The organism is Amycolatopsis sp. FDAARGOS 1241 (assembly GCF_016889705.1).
GTDB lineage: Bacteria > Actinomycetota > Actinomycetes > Mycobacteriales > Pseudonocardiaceae > Amycolatopsis.
In genome coordinates, this window is sequence record NZ_CP069526.1 from 1,757,624 (window position 1) to 1,774,268 (window position 16,645).

Genomic DNA, 16,645 nt, shown 5'->3' on the forward strand with positions numbered 1-16,645 from the left:
ACTGGTCACGATGGCGACGAACCAGCCAAGCCCGAGCCCACACCAGCCACTACCGCAGACAACATCACAAACCGTCGTTGCAGTACTAGTACTCCAGCCGCACTTCGTGATCTTGCTCTGATAGGTTCTCGGTCTTGTGTGGGTGGATGAAGACGTCTCGGCGTGGGCGGCGGGCCTGGAGGGGTTGTTCGGGCGGGTGGCAGGCCGGTTCTTCCGGCCCGAGCCTCGCCGACGTGCCCGCGCTTACGTGCGAGGCTTGTTAGCGCCGTTGGCGGACAAGAACGGCTGGACCCTGGCCGAGATCGCGGGAGACACAACCCCGGATGGCATGCAGCGGCTGCTCAACGCCGCCGCCTGGGATGCCGACGGTGTCCGCGACGACGTGCGGGCCTATGCCGTGGAACACCTCGGCGACCCGGACGGTGTCCTGGTCGTGGACGAGACCGGATTCCTCAAGAAGGGCACCAAATCCGCCGGGGTGCAGCGGCAGTACTCCGGGACCGCGGGCCGGATCGAGAACTGCCAACTCGGCGTGTTCCTCGCCTACACCACAACGAAAGGACGCACTCTCGTCGATCGCGAGCTATATCTGCCGAAATCCTGGATCGCCGACCGCGAGCGTTGTCGCGACGCGGCGGTGCCGGACGAGGTCGAGTTCGCGACGAAGACCACGCTGGCCAAAGCGATGCTCGCCCGCGCGTTCGCGGCCGGTGTCCCCGCACGATGGGTGACCGCTGACGAGGCGTACGGCCAGGACAACAAGTTCCGATCCTGGCTGGAACAGCGAAACATCGGCTACGTGGTCGCCGTCCCCCGCAGTCAGCCCTTGCCCGCCGGCGGCTTCGCCACCGCACGAGCGGATCACCTCGTCGCCCAGGCACCACCCGAGATCTGGAAACGCCGCTCGGCGGGTGACGGTGCCAAAGGACCACGACTCTACGACTGGGCCACCGCCACGATCCCCACGATCGGCGAGCACACCCCCGACGGGTGGACTCGACGCCTGCTCGTCCGTCGCCAGATCACCCGCACCGGAGTGGAACCCGAACTCGCCTACTACCTGTGCTGCGCCCCCGCGACCACGCCGGACGAGGAGCTGATCCGGGTCGCGGGGGCCCGCTGGGCCATCGAGGAATGCTTCCAGACCGCCAAGAACGAAGTCGGCCTTGACCACTACCAAGTCCGGCGTTACGACGCCTGGTATCGCCACATCACCCTGGCCATGCTTGCGCACACCTACCTCGCGGTCACGGCAGCGGTGTCCCCAAAAGTCCTGGCCGCGGCCTCATCCCGCTCACCCTCGGCGAAGTCCGCCGTCTGCTGGCACATCTGATCCACACCGCACCACACTGGCGTCCGATCCTGACCTGGTCACACTGGCGACGACGTCACCAACACCGCGCGAAGACCAGCCACCACCAGCGAAGACAGCACAAATATCACGAAGTGCGGCTGGAGTACTAGTCGCGTCTCTCACAGTCACGCGCTGACAGACTGACTGGTCGCTCACGGTGCCGGAACCGTTGGATGTCCCGCGCGGCGGGCCTGTGATCGTCGGGGGTGCGGGCACAGTTCAGGTGGTGATCAGGGACATTTACATCGCGTTGCCGGAGCCTGACGGCGGTTATCGAGAGCCGCCGTCGTTTGAGCTGGGTGTTTCGGTCGTGGGTGGCGTGGCGTATCTGGAGCGGGTGGAGCTGAGCGGGGATAAGGACCCGCAGCGCCGGCAGACGGGACCCGCGATGACGGTTCCGGCGCAGGCGCTGCTGCGCGCGTTGCAGGCTGCCATCGCCGACGAGGAATCATCCGTGGAGTTCCTTCGCGAGCACGCGAAGCCCCCCGGCACGTGAGTAAGCCGTCCGACGCTCGGAAGTCGGGGCGTGCCGGCGCGCCTGCGGATACGGCGGCCGAGCACGAGCAGGCACAGCAAGACCAGGCCGCCGACGGCGAAGATCCACGGGCTGCGCTGTGGTCAGGCGTCTTGGGGTCCCCGTAGTACCTGCGGAAAATCGGGCGGATATGGCTGACCAGCAATGATTCAGTTGTTGGTGGCGCTGTGGTCGGCGAGGACGTTGTGGACGGTACCGGCGGACAGCTGGGTGGTGCGGTCGATGGTGCGGATGGACTCGCCGTTGGTGTGACGGGCGGAGAATGACACGGCGTTTGTCGGCGTCGACGACGCGGGGGCGGCCGCCGACCCGGCCGCGTGCTCGTGCGGAGTCCAATCCGTTCAGTAGGGCCCGGTCAGCGGGAACACCGACTCGGCCGCCGACTTCGGCCCGGTCCGATACGGGGTGATCTTGCCCAGGTCCGGAGATCCGCGGTGACAGCTGCAACCCGAGCAGGTCGAATAGCCCGTAGTCCACGAGCGTCACCCCGTGCGTGTCGGTCGCGTGCTCGGTGATCGGAATGTCGGTCGCGTTGCCGAGGATCTCGTCCAGGACGTAGTGCGCCTCGCGTTTCGTGGCGACGATGATCTTCGTGCCGTAGGTAGTGTGCCGGTCACGTGCGTGTACGTCGATAGGCCCTCCAGGCGTCGGCCATTCGCGTGAGGCCGAGGTTGGTGGACTGGGCGAGCAGCACCGCGATCGGGTTCCGCTTCAGCTCGGGGCGCGGGCCCGCTTGCCGCCTGGCTACCACTAGCGGCTGCCGCTGACCCTGGTCTTCGGCACCGGCACGCTGTCCTCATCAGACGGCCAGCGGTTCCCCACACAGCCACCACCCCCGCCCTCGGCTAGATGATCCACAAACTCCGCTTTGCCACCGGCCGCCGGCGAGAGAGCCCAGCTGATGCACGAACTCCGCACCCGCGTCAAAGCAGCCGGGCACCGGGGGTTCTAGGAGTCGCAAGCAGACGCCTTCCTACTCGCGAGTCAAGCGGCCGATATCTTCAGCCGTCTCCCCAGGTCAGGGGTTCGTCGGCGCCTCACGCGCTCCAGGGCGGCAATGGCAGCCCGGATCCTCTCCTCTTCATCGCCAGCGCCGAGGCCAAGCCGGTGACCCGGTCAAGGTGAACCACCAAGTAGGCCTCAAGCCGCTTCAGCTTTTACCGGACACCCGCCAAAAGGTCGGCGAGCTCGCGCGGGTGGGTCAGCGGGGCCAAGTGCGGGGCGTCGAGGCGCACGATGTGGTCGGCGCCGTCGGCCATCTTCTCTTGATCGACGGGGAAGATCGTCTTGTCGCGCTCGCAGATCACGTATGTGACAGGGTGCGTGCGTTCGGGTTCGGTACCGGATTGGGTGAAGCTGACCAGCGCTTGCGCGCCCCGGCGGTGGTGTACGTCTACGAAGGCGCTCTCGTCGATATCGACGGCGAGAACGTCCCGGGCCAGCGCCGAGTCGTCGACGACACGGATCGTCCCGTCGTCGTGTGGGACGAGGAATTCGATGGGGTGCGGCGACCGGATCTCGAGGACGGTCTGCCCGCGCTTCGGGCGGAACGCGGCGACGAACACGCTGTGGCGCACGTGTGGATGGCCGGCCAGCTCGGCGATGACCATGCCGCCGTAGGAGTGGCCGACCAGCACGACGTCGCGGACGAGACCGTCGATGACCTCTCGCACGTGGGCGACGTCGGCGGGCAGGTCACCGAGTTTCGTCGGGTCGGCGCCGCCGCTGGGCAACTGCTCCACAACGTGCACGCCGTGGCCTTGTGCTCGCAGTGTGTCGGCGACCTGCTGCCAGCTCCACCCGGCGTACCAGGCACCGTGTACGAGCACGTAGTCCATCTGATTCTCCTTTGAACAGACATGGGACCCGACCGCGGTCGGATCCGATGCAATACCTGCATCGTTCGAATATCGAACACATTCTCGTTTTCCGAACACATTTGACGACAGCACCGTACCCACCGTCAAGACCGTGGTCTCGCGACTGCCCAATCCATCACTGTCCGTGTGCAACAACTGTTTGTTGACCATGGTCCGTGGTCGTGCTTTGCTGTCTCCTGACAGAACCGGACCTGCACCTCTGGCCCGAATCGTTCCTGGCATGCGCGATCACGGTGCGCACCTGGAACCGTCCCGCAAAGGAGCGGACATGCCCTTCGTCCCGGCATCTGACGGTGTCCTTCTGCATTACGAATCCACGGGCAGCGGCCGCCCGATCGTCCTGATCCACGGATGGACGATGAACGGTCGCTTCTTCCACAAGAACGTCGAAGCGCTTGCCGCACACCATCGAGTGATCACCATCGACTCGCGCGGGCACGGGCGGTCAGGCAAGGAGCTGGTGCACCTGACGATGGAGCAGGTGGGCCGGGACGTCGACACCGTGCTGGCCACGCTCGACGTGCGAGACGCGGTGCTGGCCGGCTGGTCGATGGGCATGGCCACCGTCTACAACTACCTGGCCCAGTTCGGCACCGAACGCCTCGCCGGGGTCATCGACATCGACATGACCCCCTACCTGTTCGCGGACGAGGGCTGGCCGCACGGCGTGTTCGGCACGCTGGACGCGCGAAGCTCACTGGACGTGCAGCGGCAGATGATCGCCGACCGGACCGGTCTGATGAGCACGCTGGTGCCCGCCATGTTCGCGGCCGGAAGTACCCCGGAGCCCGACGTGCTCGCCTGGTGGGCCGACGAGTCGACCACGGTGCCGGACCTCACCGCGCTCGCGCTGTGGGTTTCGTTCTCCAGCCAGGACTGGCGACCGCTGCTGCCGTCCATCGATGTACCGGTGCTCCTCGCGCACGGCCGAAAGAGCCAGATCTACCCGACCCCGGTCTGGGAATCGCTGGCCGAGCTGATCCCGCAGACCTCCCTCGTCCTGTTCGATGAAAGCGGCCACTCACCGTTCTGGGAGGAGCCCGAGGCGTTCAACACGGCCGTACTCGATTTCCTCAAACAACTGTGAGGGTGCGGGGAGACCACCTACTTACTGCGGCACTGCCGCAGTAAGTAGGTGGTCTACTGCGGGGGCGCAGTGACACTGCCGTGAGCAGCGGGCGCCGACGTTGCGGGCTTGGACATGCGGCGAGCGGCCCCGGGTCGGTGGGGTTGCCGATGGGGTGCTGGTTGATCCAGAAGAGCGCGCACAGATCGAGGCGGTGGCGGGCGCGGGTGACCGCGACGTAGGCGAGGTGGGCCTCGGCCGGTTCGATCCCGGGGATCGGGATGTCGGCCGGGGCGCGCAGCGTGCGCTCGTGCTCGGCGTGCAGGGCGAAATCCAGCTCCGGCACCGTCTCCCGCAGCAGGGGCAAGTGCTCTCGCGCAGTGTCGGCAAGGGCGCGCAGCATCCCCGGCAGGTCCGGATTGCCGCGGTGCGCGGGGAACTCGCTCGGCTGCGGGGCATACAACCAGCGGTTGCGGGCCGCCCAGTACCGCAACCCTCGCTGGGCGTCGGGCGTTGTATCCGCGACCACTCCGCGCGTTCGATCTCGCTGGCGTGCGCCCATTCGTAGTGGTGCAGAACCTGCGCGAGCTGGATCAGCATCCCGTTGATCTGCCGGGGCCGGGGCCGGTGCGTGCGGAAGCCCGGCGCGTTCCGGTCGAGTTGATCGCGCCGCTGAGTTTCGGCGTTCATCCGCGGGTACAGGTAGTGCAGGTACGCGTTGCCGAAGCCGTGCAGCGTGGCCTCGGTAAAGTGGGGGAGGGCGCCGGTAGGGAACCCGGCGGTCGAGCCGTGGACAGCGGCGTACAGCCAGGGCAGGACGTCATCGGTGCCGGCGACGATCAGCCACCGGCGGTCGATGCCCTTCTCGTCGCTGGGCTTGGATGCGGCGACGCAGGCCCACAGGAGTGCGAACCCGGCCGGAGTCTGCACCCAAAATTCGCGGGCGTGGTCCGCGGCGAGGCCGTGCCGGTGGGCGCCGAAGCGGGCGCGCAGCTGTCGGACGCTGGTGGTGATGTACCCGCGGCCGGACAGGCCGGTGTCGGCCGGCGGGTCCGGGTTTGCGCGGTCCGTCGATAAGATGATCAGGGCATCTACCGTGGCTGGCGAGGAGACGGAATGCGAGGGAGCGCATCGGCGCTGGCGGCCGGGCGGCGTCATTCGGTCGGTCGCCGTTGGGACGGGACTGTTCTCGCCGTCGGGAACAATGCCGCCGGCGAGTGCCGTGTGGCGCGGTGGGAAGGCGTCGTCGCTGTAGCGGCGGGCAATGTCCATACCGCGCGCAACACCGGGAAGTCCCACACGGTCGGACTTCGATCGGACGGTACCGTGCTGGCAACGGGGTGGAACGGCGACGGCCAATGCGATGTCGCCGAGTGGCGTGATGTCACGGCCGTGGCCGCGGGCTGGCGCCGTACACTCGGGCTCCTTGCGGATGGCACCGTGCTGGCAGCGGGCCGGGGCTCAGAAGGCCAGTGCCACGTGCATTCCTGGCGGGAGATCGTGGCTCTGGCTTGTGGTGACTGGCATTCAGTCGGAGTCCGGGCGGACGGTTCGGCATTGGCCGTGGGGAACAACAGCCGAGGACAGTGCGATGTCTACGGTTGGCGCGATCTGACCGCCGTTGCGGCCGGATATCTGCACACGGTCGCTCTCAGAAGCGACGGGCGTGTTCTGGCGACCGGGGAGCGGACGACCGGAGCCAGCGGCCTCGGTCAGTGGGAAGACGTGGTGGCACTCGCTGCGGGCAGCTACCACACCGTAGGAGTCACGGCACACGGACGGGTCCTCGCGGCCGGTGACAACAGCCAGGGGCAGTGCGACGTCGGCGGTTGGCGGGATATCGTCGCTGTGGCCGCGGGCTCCATCCACACTCTTGGCCTGCGCGCCGACGGGACGGTCGTCGGGGCTGGGAACAACGCCCATCGCCAGTGCGACGTCGACTCCTGGTCGGGAGTCCAACTCAGCAGTTGACCAACGCGCCGTTACGAGTCCCAGTAGTGAGTTTCCGGAGGAAATCGGCAACGAGGTTGGCGTCAAAGTGCCATGCGTAGCTTGCCCACCGACGGCCGACCAGATAGTGGGGGGAGAGTTTCCTGTCGAAGATCGCCAGCTGTGCGTGCGTCGTGAGAGCGGCAGTTCGTCGTAGTTCGGCAGCAGGCCGAAGAGATGGTCGAATTGCCCCCCGTACTGGCCATACGGCCGTGAGTGTGCCATTCCGGTGCCCGGAGTGCGCCAGTTTATGAACCTGATGCCCATTTTGGGGCTGGCATTGCTCTCGGGCATCCAGTCTTCCTCGGACAGACTTGAGTAGTCGAAGCGCACCCGCTGGAGATTGGGAATCGTCGCCTCGCCGACCCCGATCTTCGGGATGGCAGGCGAATCCAGCACGGTGACCCGGACGCTCGGCCGAGCGCCCTGCCGAGGCAGGACGCGGCCATCCAGCCGGCCGTCCCGCCGCCGAGCACGAGTATCTTCTTGATCCGGTTGTCGTTCATGATCCCCCAATGTCCCAGTCGAAACGAACGGAGTTGCCCGCCGTTTTCGTGGATGTCCGCCCCGACAGCCCGAGCTGACGGAGCACCGCGGCGCCCAGTTCGCTGTCTGGATCGTCGAGATCGAATGTGATGTCGAAGTGGTTCCGATGCGTGATCACCAGATCCGAGACGGCGGCCGACCGCGAAGTGGCGGCCTTGACGAGATCGCTGTGCTGACGCGCGAATTCAGCGGTCTCGGCGCCGCCGCGCGCTATGACCAGCGGCGGAAGCCTGTCGGGAAGGTGGCGAATGGGGCTCAGCCGGGCCGCCGCGTCGGCATCGAGCCCCAGCGGTTCGTTCACATAGGTGTGCCGGACCGGCTCGAGGTCATACACCCCGCTGAGCAGGATCGCTCCGGCGAACACGTCCGTGGGATGCGTTCCCGCGGGCATCCAGCCATCGAGCAGCGCCATCAGGACCAGATGAGCACCGGCACTGCTGCCGGCGAGAGTGATCCGGCGGCTGTCGACCCCGAGGTCCCGCGCGTTCTCGACGAGCCACCAGATGCCGCGTCGTACCTGACCGACGATCTCGTCGAGCCGGTACTCGGGAGCCAGCCCGTAGTCGATCGCCGCGAACGCGGCGCCCGCCGGTACGAGCCCGCGGGCTGGAAAGGACGAGTCACTCTTGCTGAGCTCCCGCCAGTAGCCTCCGTGCACGAACACCAGTAGCGGTGCATCCGGGCCAGGCGCCGAAAAGAAGTCGACAGTCTCGCACGGCAGGGAGCCGTACAGAATATCCGTACGTACCGGCACCTCGGTCCTGGTCTGCGCGCTCTGTACGGCGTACGCGGTGAGGAAAGTCGAAATGTCGGCGACACAGGAGCTCGGCGAATACTGCCGATCGAGGTCGGCTTGGTGATATCCGCCGTAGACGAGGGAACTCAACGTGCACTCCGATCAGCCCAAGGAACCGGCGTCAGATAGCGGCTAGCAGTTCGAGGAAGAACCAGTGCTGGCCACCTTGCGTAGCCAGCTGACGCCGGAGGTACCGCCGGTGCCGGGCTTGTGGCCGAGTATGCGTTCGACGGTCAGCAGATGTGTGTAGTGTCATGGCTAGTACTGGTGGTTCAGGCCGCACAGTGATTCGGTGCGGGCGGGTAAGTTCCGGTACTCGCGTTGCGACCGGTAGACCTGCGTCCACGCCTCCTCGACCGCAGCGTGCGGTTGGTACAGCTCGGCGAAGTTGCGCTCGACGCAATGCACCGGGACACCCAGAACGCGGCGCCGGGGCACGGCGAGCGCCGCGTCGTACAGGCTACGGTGCCCGTAGCGCAGCCATGACATGCTTTGTACACGCAGCCCACCGGCCGGTACGGAGCTGCCATCCGGTGAGCCTTGTTGCCCAGCGCGCATTCCAACTGCCGGTACATGTAGAACTGCAGGCCCGATGCCGGTCCCAGCTCGTCCCGGAAGGCCGCGAACTCCGTGGGTGTGATCGTGCTGACTGCCATTCCAGGCGCCGTAGTCGAGCACCGGCTCACCGCCGGTGCTCTCGTCCCGGTGCCGCCGCTCCTTCTCGGTCAGCGAGGTATAAGAGCGCGGGGCCGTACGCTCCAGCCTCATTCGACATCAACTCCCACCAGGTGTTGCTCGACAGCGCCGAAGGCGTTATGCGTCGATCGCGAACACCATCGCCTGGCTGGCCGTGGCCGGGATTCGCGGTCGCAGTGAAACAGGGAATTTGATCGGCGGGTAATGCGCATCTCTTGCGAGCGCTCAAGGTTCCATAAGTAAACCCCCGGCAGCGTGCGCTACCACCCATTGGCGTAGCTTGGCACGGCCACATAGGCGCTGATCAGCAATCTTTCGATTTTCCTTCGGCCCGCCGGGGTTCAGGTCGTGACCGTCGAGGATTGCCGTGACCGTGCCGGACAACTCGCTGAGTATCCGGCGAAACCGTCGGACATGGCGTATGTGGTTTTCAGCTCCGGTTCCACTGGTACGCCCAAAGACGCGACCGTCTCGCATCAGGCGGCGCTGGGTACTTGTACGGATGTCTGCGACCTGGGGATCGGTGCACAGGACGCGGTGCTCGGGCTGACGTCGCTGAGTTTCGACTTGAGTGTGTTCGACGTGTTCAGGGTGCTGGGGGTGGGCGGGCGGCTGGTCCTGCCACGCCCCGGTTCCCAGCGGGATCCGGAGCACCGGCTGGAGCTGGTGGCCGCGCACGGTGTGACGGTGTGGACGAGGCCACCGGCAACGGCACTTCGCCACGGCGGGCCGACTGACCGGCCGACCAGGTGCGCGAGCTCGCGGTGCACGCGCTGCCGGCGCACATGGTGCCGAGCAGGATCCGCGTGATCGACGAGCAGCCGCTAAACGCCCAGGGCAAGGTGGATCGCCGTCGGCTGGAGGAACTGGCCGGTGAACCCGGGAACGGCACCACGGTGGTCGGGCCGGCGTCCGATGCGAAGGTCCGGATCGCCGCGATCTTCGCCGAAACGCTCGGGCATGATCAGGTCGGCGTCACGGACAATCTCTTCCGTCTCGGGGCGGACTCGGTGCAGATCGTCGCCATCCGGCAGCGGCTGTCCGCGGAGTTCGGCCGTGAGCTCGCCCTGGCGCGGATGTTCGAGAACACCTCGATCCGTACCTTGACCACCGCCTTCCGACCGCGCCCAGGCTCTCTTCGAACTACCCGCCGCCGTCCCGTCGGCGGGTAGTTCTCACCATCGTCCTCGAGCGGTGAAAGGAACGGGAAGGAAGCCCGGCCGCCGTCGTGGGCGAACCCTAGATTGGGAATGGGCCACGGCTTTCGTAAAGGAGCTGACTACGTTGAACACGGTTCCCGAACTGTTCGAGTCAATCGTCGCGCGGTGCGGCGCGACGCCTGCGGTCGTCGACGCGCGAAGCACTCTCGAATACGGCGACCTCAACACCACGGTGAACCGGTTGGCGCGCAGGCTAATTGCCGAGGGCGTCGGGCCGGATTCGATCGTCGCAGTCGCCGTGCCGAAGTCGAACGACCTGATCGTGACCATGTTGGCTGTGCTCAAGGCCGGTGGCGCCTACCTCCCGCTCGACCCGGCTTATCCTGCGGAACGCCTGTCGTTCATGCTCTCCGAAACGCGCCCGGCACTGCTCGTCCGGACGTCCACAGTAGACATATTTCAGATGTCCTTGGCGCGGGTATGGCGGGCGGCTCAGCCAGCGGGATGACCGGAGACGCATGGCGAGGCGCTGCTCTCGGTGGCAGAGGCGCTGGAGCGGGCCGGCATGCAGCTACGCCCGCACCTCGGCCGGAGCCGATCCCCCTCCGTGGTGTCCACAGCGACGTTCAGCTCTGTTCGTCCTCCGTCTTGTGCCGGATGGACTCGCCTCCCTTGTGGTGGCCCTCGCGGCCGAACAGGCTCTCCAGGACCCGCTCCAGCTTGCGCACGGCGCCGTTGAACGCATCGGCCACCGAACCCGCGTGGTTTGTGACCGCGACGGGCTGGTGCCGGGCAGGCCGGGCTTCGATCACGCACCGCAGGTCTTCACCATCGGTGCCGGCGCCCATTTCGTCGCTCAGGTGGACGTCGAGCCGGGTGAGGTGGTCGCTGAACCGTGCCAGCTTCGACTCGAGCTCGGCCTGGAAGTACTGGATCAGCTTCTCATCACCGCTCAGGTTGCTGTCCGTGCTGATCTGGATCTGCATTGCGTGGTTCCTTTCTCCCGACCCTGCCGCGACTTTTACCGCCGCGTGGTCAGTGCTTTCGGTGCCCGGGCCGCGACATCGGCCAAGTCGCGGACCCCCACGTCGGTGTGTGCCGTCAGGGTGTTGCTTGGTGTTGTGGGGACTACTGCGCGGTCGTGGGGAAGAAGTCGGCCACGTTGCCGGCGTCGTCGAGGGTGGACACTCGTACAGGCGTGCTGGGTTGCGCCCGCCGGGCAGTTCGACACGTCGCCAGTCGCTGCTCACCACGGCATCCTCGCCCGGGGCGACCTTGTCTGAGCGCATCGCGATGCCTACTTGCGCAGCAGGGCATCCGAAACGCGGACGTGTTCTCCGACGCGGACGATGAGCTGTCCGCCCAGGCCGTCAGCGTCGGACCAGACCCAGAATTCGATCTGGCCGTGCTCCTCGCGGACGGAGACCTTCGACACCGTCTCTCGCTCGAGGGGCAGCCGTTCTTTGTTCGCCTCTGTCCAGCGCACATGCACAGCACCTGCTATTTCGTCCCAGGTCAGTGTGACGCCTGAGCCGTCGTTTGCCCTGGCGGTCATGCTGACGACGCCGGGCTCGTCAGCTGGGACGACTTCGATGGGGAGGCCGTCGAGATCGGAGAGTTGAGGAACTTCCATGAGAGCGCTCTCACTATCCCTTCGGGATCACGGTAGTCATTCGCAGGCCGCTGTCGGTGATCTCCCAGGTCGACTCGAGGTGTAGGAAGCCTCCCGGGCCCGCGAACGGAGAGTCGCGGATTTGGTGCGGGTGATTCGCTCGATCTCGCTCAGGTCGTGGTCGTCGAAGCCGTCGTGGGCCGGCGATGGTCCGCCAGGCGTCGGCGAGGTCTGCGTGCCCGCGGCGACGGTGCAGCGCGGCGAGGTAGACCACGGCGTCGCCCATCTGGTGCGCGGCCGCAACCCGCAGCAGACGCTCGGCGTCGCGCAGCTCACCTCGGGCGAACGCCTCGCGACCGGCGTGTAGTGACCGCTTGGCATCGGCGAATACGGCCATCTCGGCGTCCATCCGCGCCGTCTCGTCCGGGGTGAGCTGTGCATACCGCTCGTAGAGCTGCGCGAGGGCCCGGCGAGGCGCGAGTTCGTCCTGGGTGCCCTCGGCGATGGCAGCCAGGTCCGCCGCGAACAGGCGGTCGACCAGCGTGTCGTCGGGGTCCTGGTCGCGGGGCCCGTCGCCCGGGTTGGCGCTGGTGTCGTCATCGGTCACGTGCCAGCCCCTTTCGCGACGTCGGGTTCGGCGGTGGCCGCCGGGGCGAGGGTGGCTCGCAGCTCGGTGATCTGCCGTTGCATCCGCTCGACTGACTCAGCGACGTCGTGCCGCCCGTTCTGCCGTTCCCGGATGCCGGTGTCGAGGATCGCACCTCGAATGTTCGGTTACTGCGCTCGTGGCTCGTCGGCGTCGGGGTATATCGCGAAGGTTTCCACGTAGTCGACTGCGGCGTACAGGGCGTTTCGCAGCGGTGCGATGTCCCGGGCGATCTGGGCGAGGAGCATGCCACCCTGGTACGCGGCGAGGAGCGTGTGCGCGAGCCGGGTGGGGTCGGCCGTGGCGTCGAGGCGGCCGAGTCGCTGCTTATGTTCGGGTGCTGCGTGCTGACCTGGTGGTTTGCTCGGCAACCCTCTCACCTGGTCGTTTGTTGTGTCAAACCGTCGTGCCGAGTCGCACACCGTGCCCCCGCAGTCGGGATTTTCGCCGTCTTTTCCCACGGCTGTTCCCACCCAAGAGCCACGACCGATCACCTCGACTATCGCGGTTTCGTCAAACATCAGTTCGACGGATCCCTCACCTGGGCAGCGAGTCCGTCCACTCGGCACTGATCGCGGCCCCCCGCGGGTCGTCCAAGTGGTACACGGCGCCGTCGGCGGTCACGAACGTCGACGTGCCGTTGACACGCCCGGTCGCCGGGGCGACGACCAGGCGTTCCTCCCCGGGCAGCACGAGCCCGCGCCCGCCGGGCACGGCACCGAGGTCGCGGACGCCCGGATAGGCGGCGATCGCACGGAACGCCGCGGCCCGCACACCCGGCGGCGCGGGCAGCGCCGACACGAGGGAAACCAGCGACTCCAGCAATGCCTGCTCCCGGTCGCTCGCGGTCAGCGGACCCGCACTCGTCCGGGCGTCGCTGTGCTTCAGCGCCTCCGCGATCCAGTCGCGCAGCGCCGTCGGGTCGGTGGGCAGGGCTCGAAGCTGGTCGAGGGTCACGTCGACGACGCCCAGCCGGAAGGGGTTCGACTGGCCCAGCGGCACGACCCGGCCACCGGACTTCGCGCCGCGGAACCACTGGTGACCGTCGGCCGTGGTCCAGGACTCGTACGTCAGATCCCGGGACGTCGTCACGACGTGCCAGTAGGTGCCGGTTTCCGACGGCGCCTTCGCGGCCACGGTGGCCGCCGCGAGCAGGACGTCCTGGCCGGTGACGACGGGGGCCACCGCCTGCGGCCGCGGGGCCTCCGCGGGAGCGCCGGGCAGGGTCGCCACCACGATGGCGGCCGCGGCCGCGGCGGCGAGGCCGGTGCCGAGCACGAGCGGGCGGCGTCGCCTCCGTGGCGCGCCGAGCATCCGGTTCTGCAGCCGGTGCCGGCTCCGGTCGACGACTTCCTGGGCCGGTTCGGTGGGCAGCAGCACTGCCCGCAGGGTCTGCAGGTCATTCATCGGACGCCTCCTGGGCGAGAACAGGGGTGAGTTTCTTGCGGGCGCGCGTCAGCCGGGAGCCGACCGTGCCCGGGGAGATGCCGAGCGCCTCGGCGACTTCGGCGTAACCGAGTTCGCCGAGGGCCACCAGCAGCAGGACGTCACGCTCGCCGGCGGACAGCCGGGACAGTGCCTTGCCGAGCTGCCCGGCCGCGATGGCCGAGACGACGCGGTTTTCGTGGCTTTCGGCGGCCACAGGGACGTCGAGCCGGGAGAGTGCGCGGTAGTGCCGGGCCTCCTTGCGGCGGTGGCGCGAGACGAGGTTGGTCGCGATGCCGAACAGCCACGCCCGCAGGTCGCCGCGGCCGGCGTCGAACGCCTTCCGGCGGTCGAAGGCGACGAGGAACGTCTCGGCGGCGATGTCCTCCGCGGCCTGGGCGCCGAGCCGCCCGGCGACGTACCGGTAGATGTCTGCGAAGTAGCGGTCGTGCACCTCGGTGAACGGCTCGACGCCGGTCACCGGGGCCGCCGTCACGGTGCTGCCTCTGTCATGGGGTTCCTTCCCGTAGGCGTTAGTTTCACCACCACTTCGCCGAAGGTCCGGAACTTCTTCCCTACCCCACCAGTCAGGGGCGCTGCGGCTCGCGAAGCCGTTCGTACGCCGTGGCTGCGCGCGGGACGCCCAGTCGTCGTCCGGCGCGGAGGCTGCGTCGCACGGGCCGGCCTATACGCGTGAAGAATCTTCGCGCCGTCTACTGCTCGATGGGCGGAAGGGGCTGGCTGTCCATCACGTGGATGTCGAATACGAGCCCGTCGGGCCTGATGGCGCGACCTGTCCCTGACCGTCGTGATCGACCGACACGCCGTCCCGCTACTGGAGCCACCACACGATGTCGTTCGCGAGATCGAGCGCGTCCAACGTGGGGTGCACGGCCGTGAAATCATGATCGCTCGTCATCGGCCAAGTCTGCTCGACAGCCCGGACGTTCGGCTGCGTCTAAGCTGGCGTGTCACCGAAACGGGCTGCTTTGAGGGATGGCACGCTGACCTCCGTGACGCCCAAGCCTGAAGCAGTTCCCCTCGACCTCGGCAGGTTCAAAGACCGGGAGCAGGCCCTGATCCTCGCAGGGGCCGGCTGCCCGAGGACTTACACCGAGATCGCAAAGCACCACATGACACGGCTGAATGGCCAGCTCACGGCAAACATGCTGCTCTTCGGGTCCTTCGTCTCCCGTATGCGTGGGCTCCATGAGGGCGTGGTGCGGGAGATCGCCGCAGACGACCAGCATGCCGCTTTCCCGCTGATCCGCGCATGGCTCGAAGTGAGCACGATCGCGCTGTACTGCCTGCGCAAGCCCGACTACGTCAACTTCATGCTGTGGGGTCCGGGCAAGGACCGTCCCGGGCACAAGAGCTTCGCGGCGATGTTCCATGTCGTCCGCGAGGATGCCCCCGGACACGAACCCATTTACCGGCAACTGTCGGACTACAGCCACTTCGGCCAACTCGGCATATGGAATGCCCACACGCCCGGTGAGGACAGTCGATACGTGTCGTGGACGGACATCCCACGATTCCGCAACGAGGGCCATTTCCAGACCGCCTGCGCCTGGGCACACGAACTCGCGGCCAACGGATTTCAAACCCTTCACAGACTCGGTGGGTTTCTTATCCCGGGCCTCGGCGATGACTCCGATCCGGATGATCCGGCCACTCCTTGAGCCCTCCTCAGCTACGTCGCTGGTCAGCGAGGTCCACGATGGACACGTGCCTGTGCCGGACCTGCCCCTGCGGCTCGCGGTCGCCGAGCCGGCCGCGGTGCTGCCCAGCGGCCGGTACGAATATTCGCCGAAGCTCGACGGGTGGCGCCTTCTCGTGCACGTGCCCGGCGGAGTGCTCCAGTCCCGCACGGGCAGCTACCTGACTGACCGCTTCCCCGCAGTGCTCCAAGCGGCGGCCGACCTGGGCCGGATGGTGCTCGACGGCGAGCTGTGCGCGTACCGCGGAGGGCGGTTGGACTTCGCGGCGCTCAGCTACGGCCCGGCTCGGCGGCGCACGGAAGACGTCGCGCTCGTCTACATGGCGTTCGACCTGCTCGGCGCGCGGGGTCGTGACCTCCGGCCGTGGCCACTGTCCCGCCGGCGAGCGCGGCTCGCCGAGGTGATCGGCGACGGGAACGGTGGTGTTCAGTTGATGCCCTCGACGCTCGATGTCGAGGTCGGCCGTGCGTGGATCAGCGCAGACCAGGCCGTCGTCGGTGTCGAGGGAGCCGTGGCGAAACCCTGACCAGCCGATATCCCGCACGCGGTGGGCGCGCGGGTTGGGTAAAGGTGCGCTACTACGACGACATCGATGCCCTGGTGCTCGGCGTGGTCGGGAGTCCGTCACGTCCGGCGGCGCTGGTGCTCGGGCAGGCCGACCGACGCGGGCGCGTGCGCGCAGTGGGGCTGTCGACGACGCTGTCCCGGCCGGCGCTCGTGTCGCTGGCCGGGAAGCTCCGGCTCGCCGAGGGCGGCCCGCAGCGAGCGTCCGGGATCATCGCCGGCCTGCCCGGAAGTGAGGACTTCTCGTTCTGGCCGGTCGAGCCTGGCGTGGTCGTCGAGGCGCGAGCTGCCCCCGGACGAGACCGGCAACCGCCGACCCCGTCGACGCACCGGGTTCGACAGCGCAGGTAAGGCGCAGGAGCAGCTGGACCAGGTCCGCGATCTTCTGGCGATTCCCGGAGGAAGACGACGATGAGACCCGGCGCAAGATCGGTGATCTGATCGCTGAGGCGATCGCTGCGAAGGCGAAGCTGCCAGACGTCGACGAGATGAGGCGGTTGGTGCGGGTCGGCGCCGATGTCACCGACGACCCGCTCATGGAGGAAGTCCTCGCGATGTTCCTGGCCGCGAAGGAGGTCGCGGTGCGACACCGGACCCTGGCTCGAAACACCTACCGGTCCTACGAGTCGCATGACCGGCTGTACTTGCGCCCGCA

21 protein-coding genes and 4 pseudogenes are annotated in these 16,645 nt (G+C 67.4%); 11 read left to right on the forward strand and 14 right to left on the reverse strand.

The features are described from left to right. The first annotated feature begins 142 nt into the window (after positions 1–142). Positions 143–1,464, forward strand: a pseudogene (locus tag I6J71_RS08710) (IS701 family transposase). A 116-nt stretch (positions 1,465–1,580) separates the two neighbouring features. Further along, positions 1,581–1,850, forward strand: a complete 270-nt coding sequence (locus tag I6J71_RS08715) for a hypothetical protein (RefSeq protein ID WP_204094250.1) — start codon at positions 1,581–1,583, stop codon at positions 1,848–1,850. Positions 1,851–2,369: 519 nt separating this feature from the next. Here the strand turns inward: I6J71_RS08715 and I6J71_RS47850 are convergent. Both I6J71_RS47850 and I6J71_RS08725 read right to left on the reverse strand, forming a co-directional pair. Further along, positions 2,370–2,522: pseudogene (locus I6J71_RS47850) on the reverse strand (Tn3 family transposase); the annotation flags it as partial. A gap of 524 nt (positions 2,523–3,046) precedes the next feature. Continuing rightward, positions 3,047–3,727 (reverse strand): alpha/beta fold hydrolase, encoded by a 681-nt coding sequence (locus I6J71_RS08725; RefSeq protein WP_204094251.1) that lies wholly within the window; start codon positions 3,725–3,727, stop codon positions 3,047–3,049. A gap of 133 nt (positions 3,728–3,860) precedes the next feature. Here I6J71_RS08725 and I6J71_RS08730 point away from each other — a divergent pair, with 133 nt between their 5' ends. Next, complete coding sequence (locus I6J71_RS08730; protein WP_204094252.1) at positions 3,861–4,856, forward strand: alpha/beta fold hydrolase; 996 nt, start codon at positions 3,861–3,863, stop codon at positions 4,854–4,856. Here I6J71_RS08730 and I6J71_RS08735 read toward each other — a convergent pair. Next, entirely contained in the window at positions 4,843–5,364 is a 522-nt protein-coding gene (locus I6J71_RS08735) for a hypothetical protein (protein WP_204094253.1), read from the reverse strand. The two genes, I6J71_RS08730 and I6J71_RS08735, sit on opposite strands and share 14 nt — an antisense overlap. A 41-nt stretch (positions 5,365–5,405) precedes the next feature. On the opposite strand from I6J71_RS08735, the gene I6J71_RS08740 reads away from it, so the two are divergent. Both I6J71_RS08740 and I6J71_RS08745 read left to right on the forward strand, forming a co-directional pair. Continuing rightward, complete coding sequence (locus I6J71_RS08740) at positions 5,406–5,912, forward strand: hypothetical protein (protein WP_204094254.1); 507 nt, start codon at positions 5,406–5,408, stop codon at positions 5,910–5,912. A 39-nt stretch (positions 5,913–5,951) separates the two neighbouring features. Beyond that, complete coding sequence (locus tag I6J71_RS08745; protein ID WP_204094255.1) at positions 5,952–6,806, forward strand: chromosome condensation regulator; 855 nt, start codon at positions 5,952–5,954, stop codon at positions 6,804–6,806. A 255-nt stretch (positions 6,807–7,061) separates the two neighbouring features. Here the strand turns inward: I6J71_RS08745 and I6J71_RS47855 are convergent. The 5 genes and pseudogenes from I6J71_RS47855 to I6J71_RS50460 all read right to left on the reverse strand — a co-directional run. Then, positions 7,062–7,223 (reverse strand): annotated as a pseudogene (locus tag I6J71_RS47855) (tryptophan 7-halogenase); the annotation flags it as partial. Positions 7,224–7,326: 103 nt separating this feature from the next. Continuing rightward, positions 7,327–8,256 (reverse strand): alpha/beta hydrolase, encoded by a 930-nt coding sequence (locus I6J71_RS08750; protein WP_204094256.1) that lies wholly within the window; start codon positions 8,254–8,256, stop codon positions 7,327–7,329. 42 nt (positions 8,257–8,298) lie between these two features. Further along, positions 8,299–8,406, reverse strand: coding sequence for a hypothetical protein (locus tag I6J71_RS50455; RefSeq protein ID WP_204096943.1), 108 nt, complete (start codon positions 8,404–8,406; stop codon positions 8,299–8,301). An 18-nt stretch (positions 8,407–8,424) separates the two neighbouring features. Continuing rightward, the gene (locus I6J71_RS47860; RefSeq protein WP_239154556.1) at positions 8,425–8,655 is read right to left on the reverse strand and encodes a hypothetical protein; all 231 of its coding nucleotides are present in this window, start codon (positions 8,653–8,655) and stop codon (positions 8,425–8,427) included. Positions 8,656–8,753: 98 nt separating this feature from the next. Then, positions 8,754–8,822 (reverse strand): annotated as a pseudogene (locus I6J71_RS50460) (hypothetical protein); the annotation flags it as partial. A gap of 388 nt (positions 8,823–9,210) precedes the next feature. Between I6J71_RS50460 and I6J71_RS08765 the strand changes: the two are divergent. The 3 genes from I6J71_RS08765 (at position 9,211) to I6J71_RS08775 (ending at position 10,530) form a co-directional block, all read left to right on the forward strand. Then, positions 9,211–9,672 (forward strand): AMP-binding protein, encoded by a 462-nt coding sequence (locus I6J71_RS08765; protein ID WP_239154558.1) that lies wholly within the window; start codon positions 9,211–9,213, stop codon positions 9,670–9,672. Continuing rightward, a complete protein-coding gene (locus tag I6J71_RS08770) occupies positions 9,669–10,034 on the forward strand; it encodes a phosphopantetheine-binding protein (RefSeq protein ID WP_204094258.1) in 366 nt (121 codons plus the stop codon). The genes I6J71_RS08765 and I6J71_RS08770 overlap by 4 nt, the downstream gene beginning before the upstream one ends. 112 nt (positions 10,035–10,146) lie before the next feature. Further along, positions 10,147–10,530: an AMP-binding protein gene (locus I6J71_RS08775; RefSeq protein WP_239154560.1), complete on the forward strand. Its 384-nt coding sequence runs from the start codon at positions 10,147–10,149 to the stop codon at positions 10,528–10,530. Positions 10,531–10,648: 118 nt separating this feature from the next. On the opposite strand, the gene I6J71_RS08780 is transcribed toward I6J71_RS08775, so the two are convergent. The 6 genes from I6J71_RS08780 to I6J71_RS08805 form a co-directional block, all read right to left on the reverse strand. Beyond that, the gene (locus tag I6J71_RS08780; protein WP_204094259.1) at positions 10,649–11,008 is read right to left on the reverse strand and encodes an HPF/RaiA family ribosome-associated protein; all 360 of its coding nucleotides are present in this window, start codon (positions 11,006–11,008) and stop codon (positions 10,649–10,651) included. A 311-nt stretch (positions 11,009–11,319) separates the two neighbouring features. Then, entirely contained in the window at positions 11,320–11,655 is a 336-nt protein-coding gene (locus I6J71_RS08785) for a hypothetical protein (protein ID WP_204094260.1), read from the reverse strand. Between the two features lie 13 nt (positions 11,656–11,668). Then, on the reverse strand, positions 11,669–12,241 hold the full coding sequence (locus I6J71_RS08790; RefSeq protein ID WP_204094261.1) for a hypothetical protein: 573 nt from the start codon (positions 12,239–12,241) through the stop codon (positions 11,669–11,671). A 167-nt stretch (positions 12,242–12,408) separates the two neighbouring features. Continuing rightward, the gene (locus tag I6J71_RS08795; RefSeq protein WP_204094262.1) at positions 12,409–12,801 is read right to left on the reverse strand and encodes a hypothetical protein; all 393 of its coding nucleotides are present in this window, start codon (positions 12,799–12,801) and stop codon (positions 12,409–12,411) included. 16 nt (positions 12,802–12,817) lie between these two features. After that, complete coding sequence (locus tag I6J71_RS08800) at positions 12,818–13,687, reverse strand: CU044_5270 family protein (protein WP_204094263.1); 870 nt, start codon at positions 13,685–13,687, stop codon at positions 12,818–12,820. Further along, positions 13,680–14,201: an RNA polymerase sigma factor gene (locus I6J71_RS08805; RefSeq protein WP_204094264.1), complete on the reverse strand. Its 522-nt coding sequence runs from the start codon at positions 14,199–14,201 to the stop codon at positions 13,680–13,682. The genes I6J71_RS08800 and I6J71_RS08805 overlap by 8 nt, the downstream gene beginning before the upstream one ends. A gap of 517 nt (positions 14,202–14,718) precedes the next feature. On the opposite strand from I6J71_RS08805, the gene I6J71_RS08810 reads away from it, so the two are divergent. Genes I6J71_RS08810 through I6J71_RS08820 form a run of 3 tightly spaced genes read left to right on the forward strand, consistent with a single transcriptional unit; the run spans position 14,719 to position 16,341 of the window. Further along, positions 14,719–15,387 carry a hypothetical protein gene (locus I6J71_RS08810; protein WP_204094265.1) on the forward strand — a complete coding sequence of 223 codons (669 nt, stop codon included), beginning with the start codon at positions 14,719–14,721 and terminating at the stop codon, positions 15,385–15,387. A 46-nt stretch (positions 15,388–15,433) separates the two neighbouring features. Next, positions 15,434–15,952, forward strand: coding sequence for a hypothetical protein (locus I6J71_RS08815; protein WP_204094266.1), 519 nt, complete (start codon positions 15,434–15,436; stop codon positions 15,950–15,952). Between the two features lie 44 nt (positions 15,953–15,996). After that, a complete protein-coding gene (locus I6J71_RS08820) occupies positions 15,997–16,341 on the forward strand; it encodes a hypothetical protein (RefSeq protein WP_204094267.1) in 345 nt (114 codons plus the stop codon). The last annotated feature ends 304 nt before the right edge of the window (positions 16,342–16,645 follow it).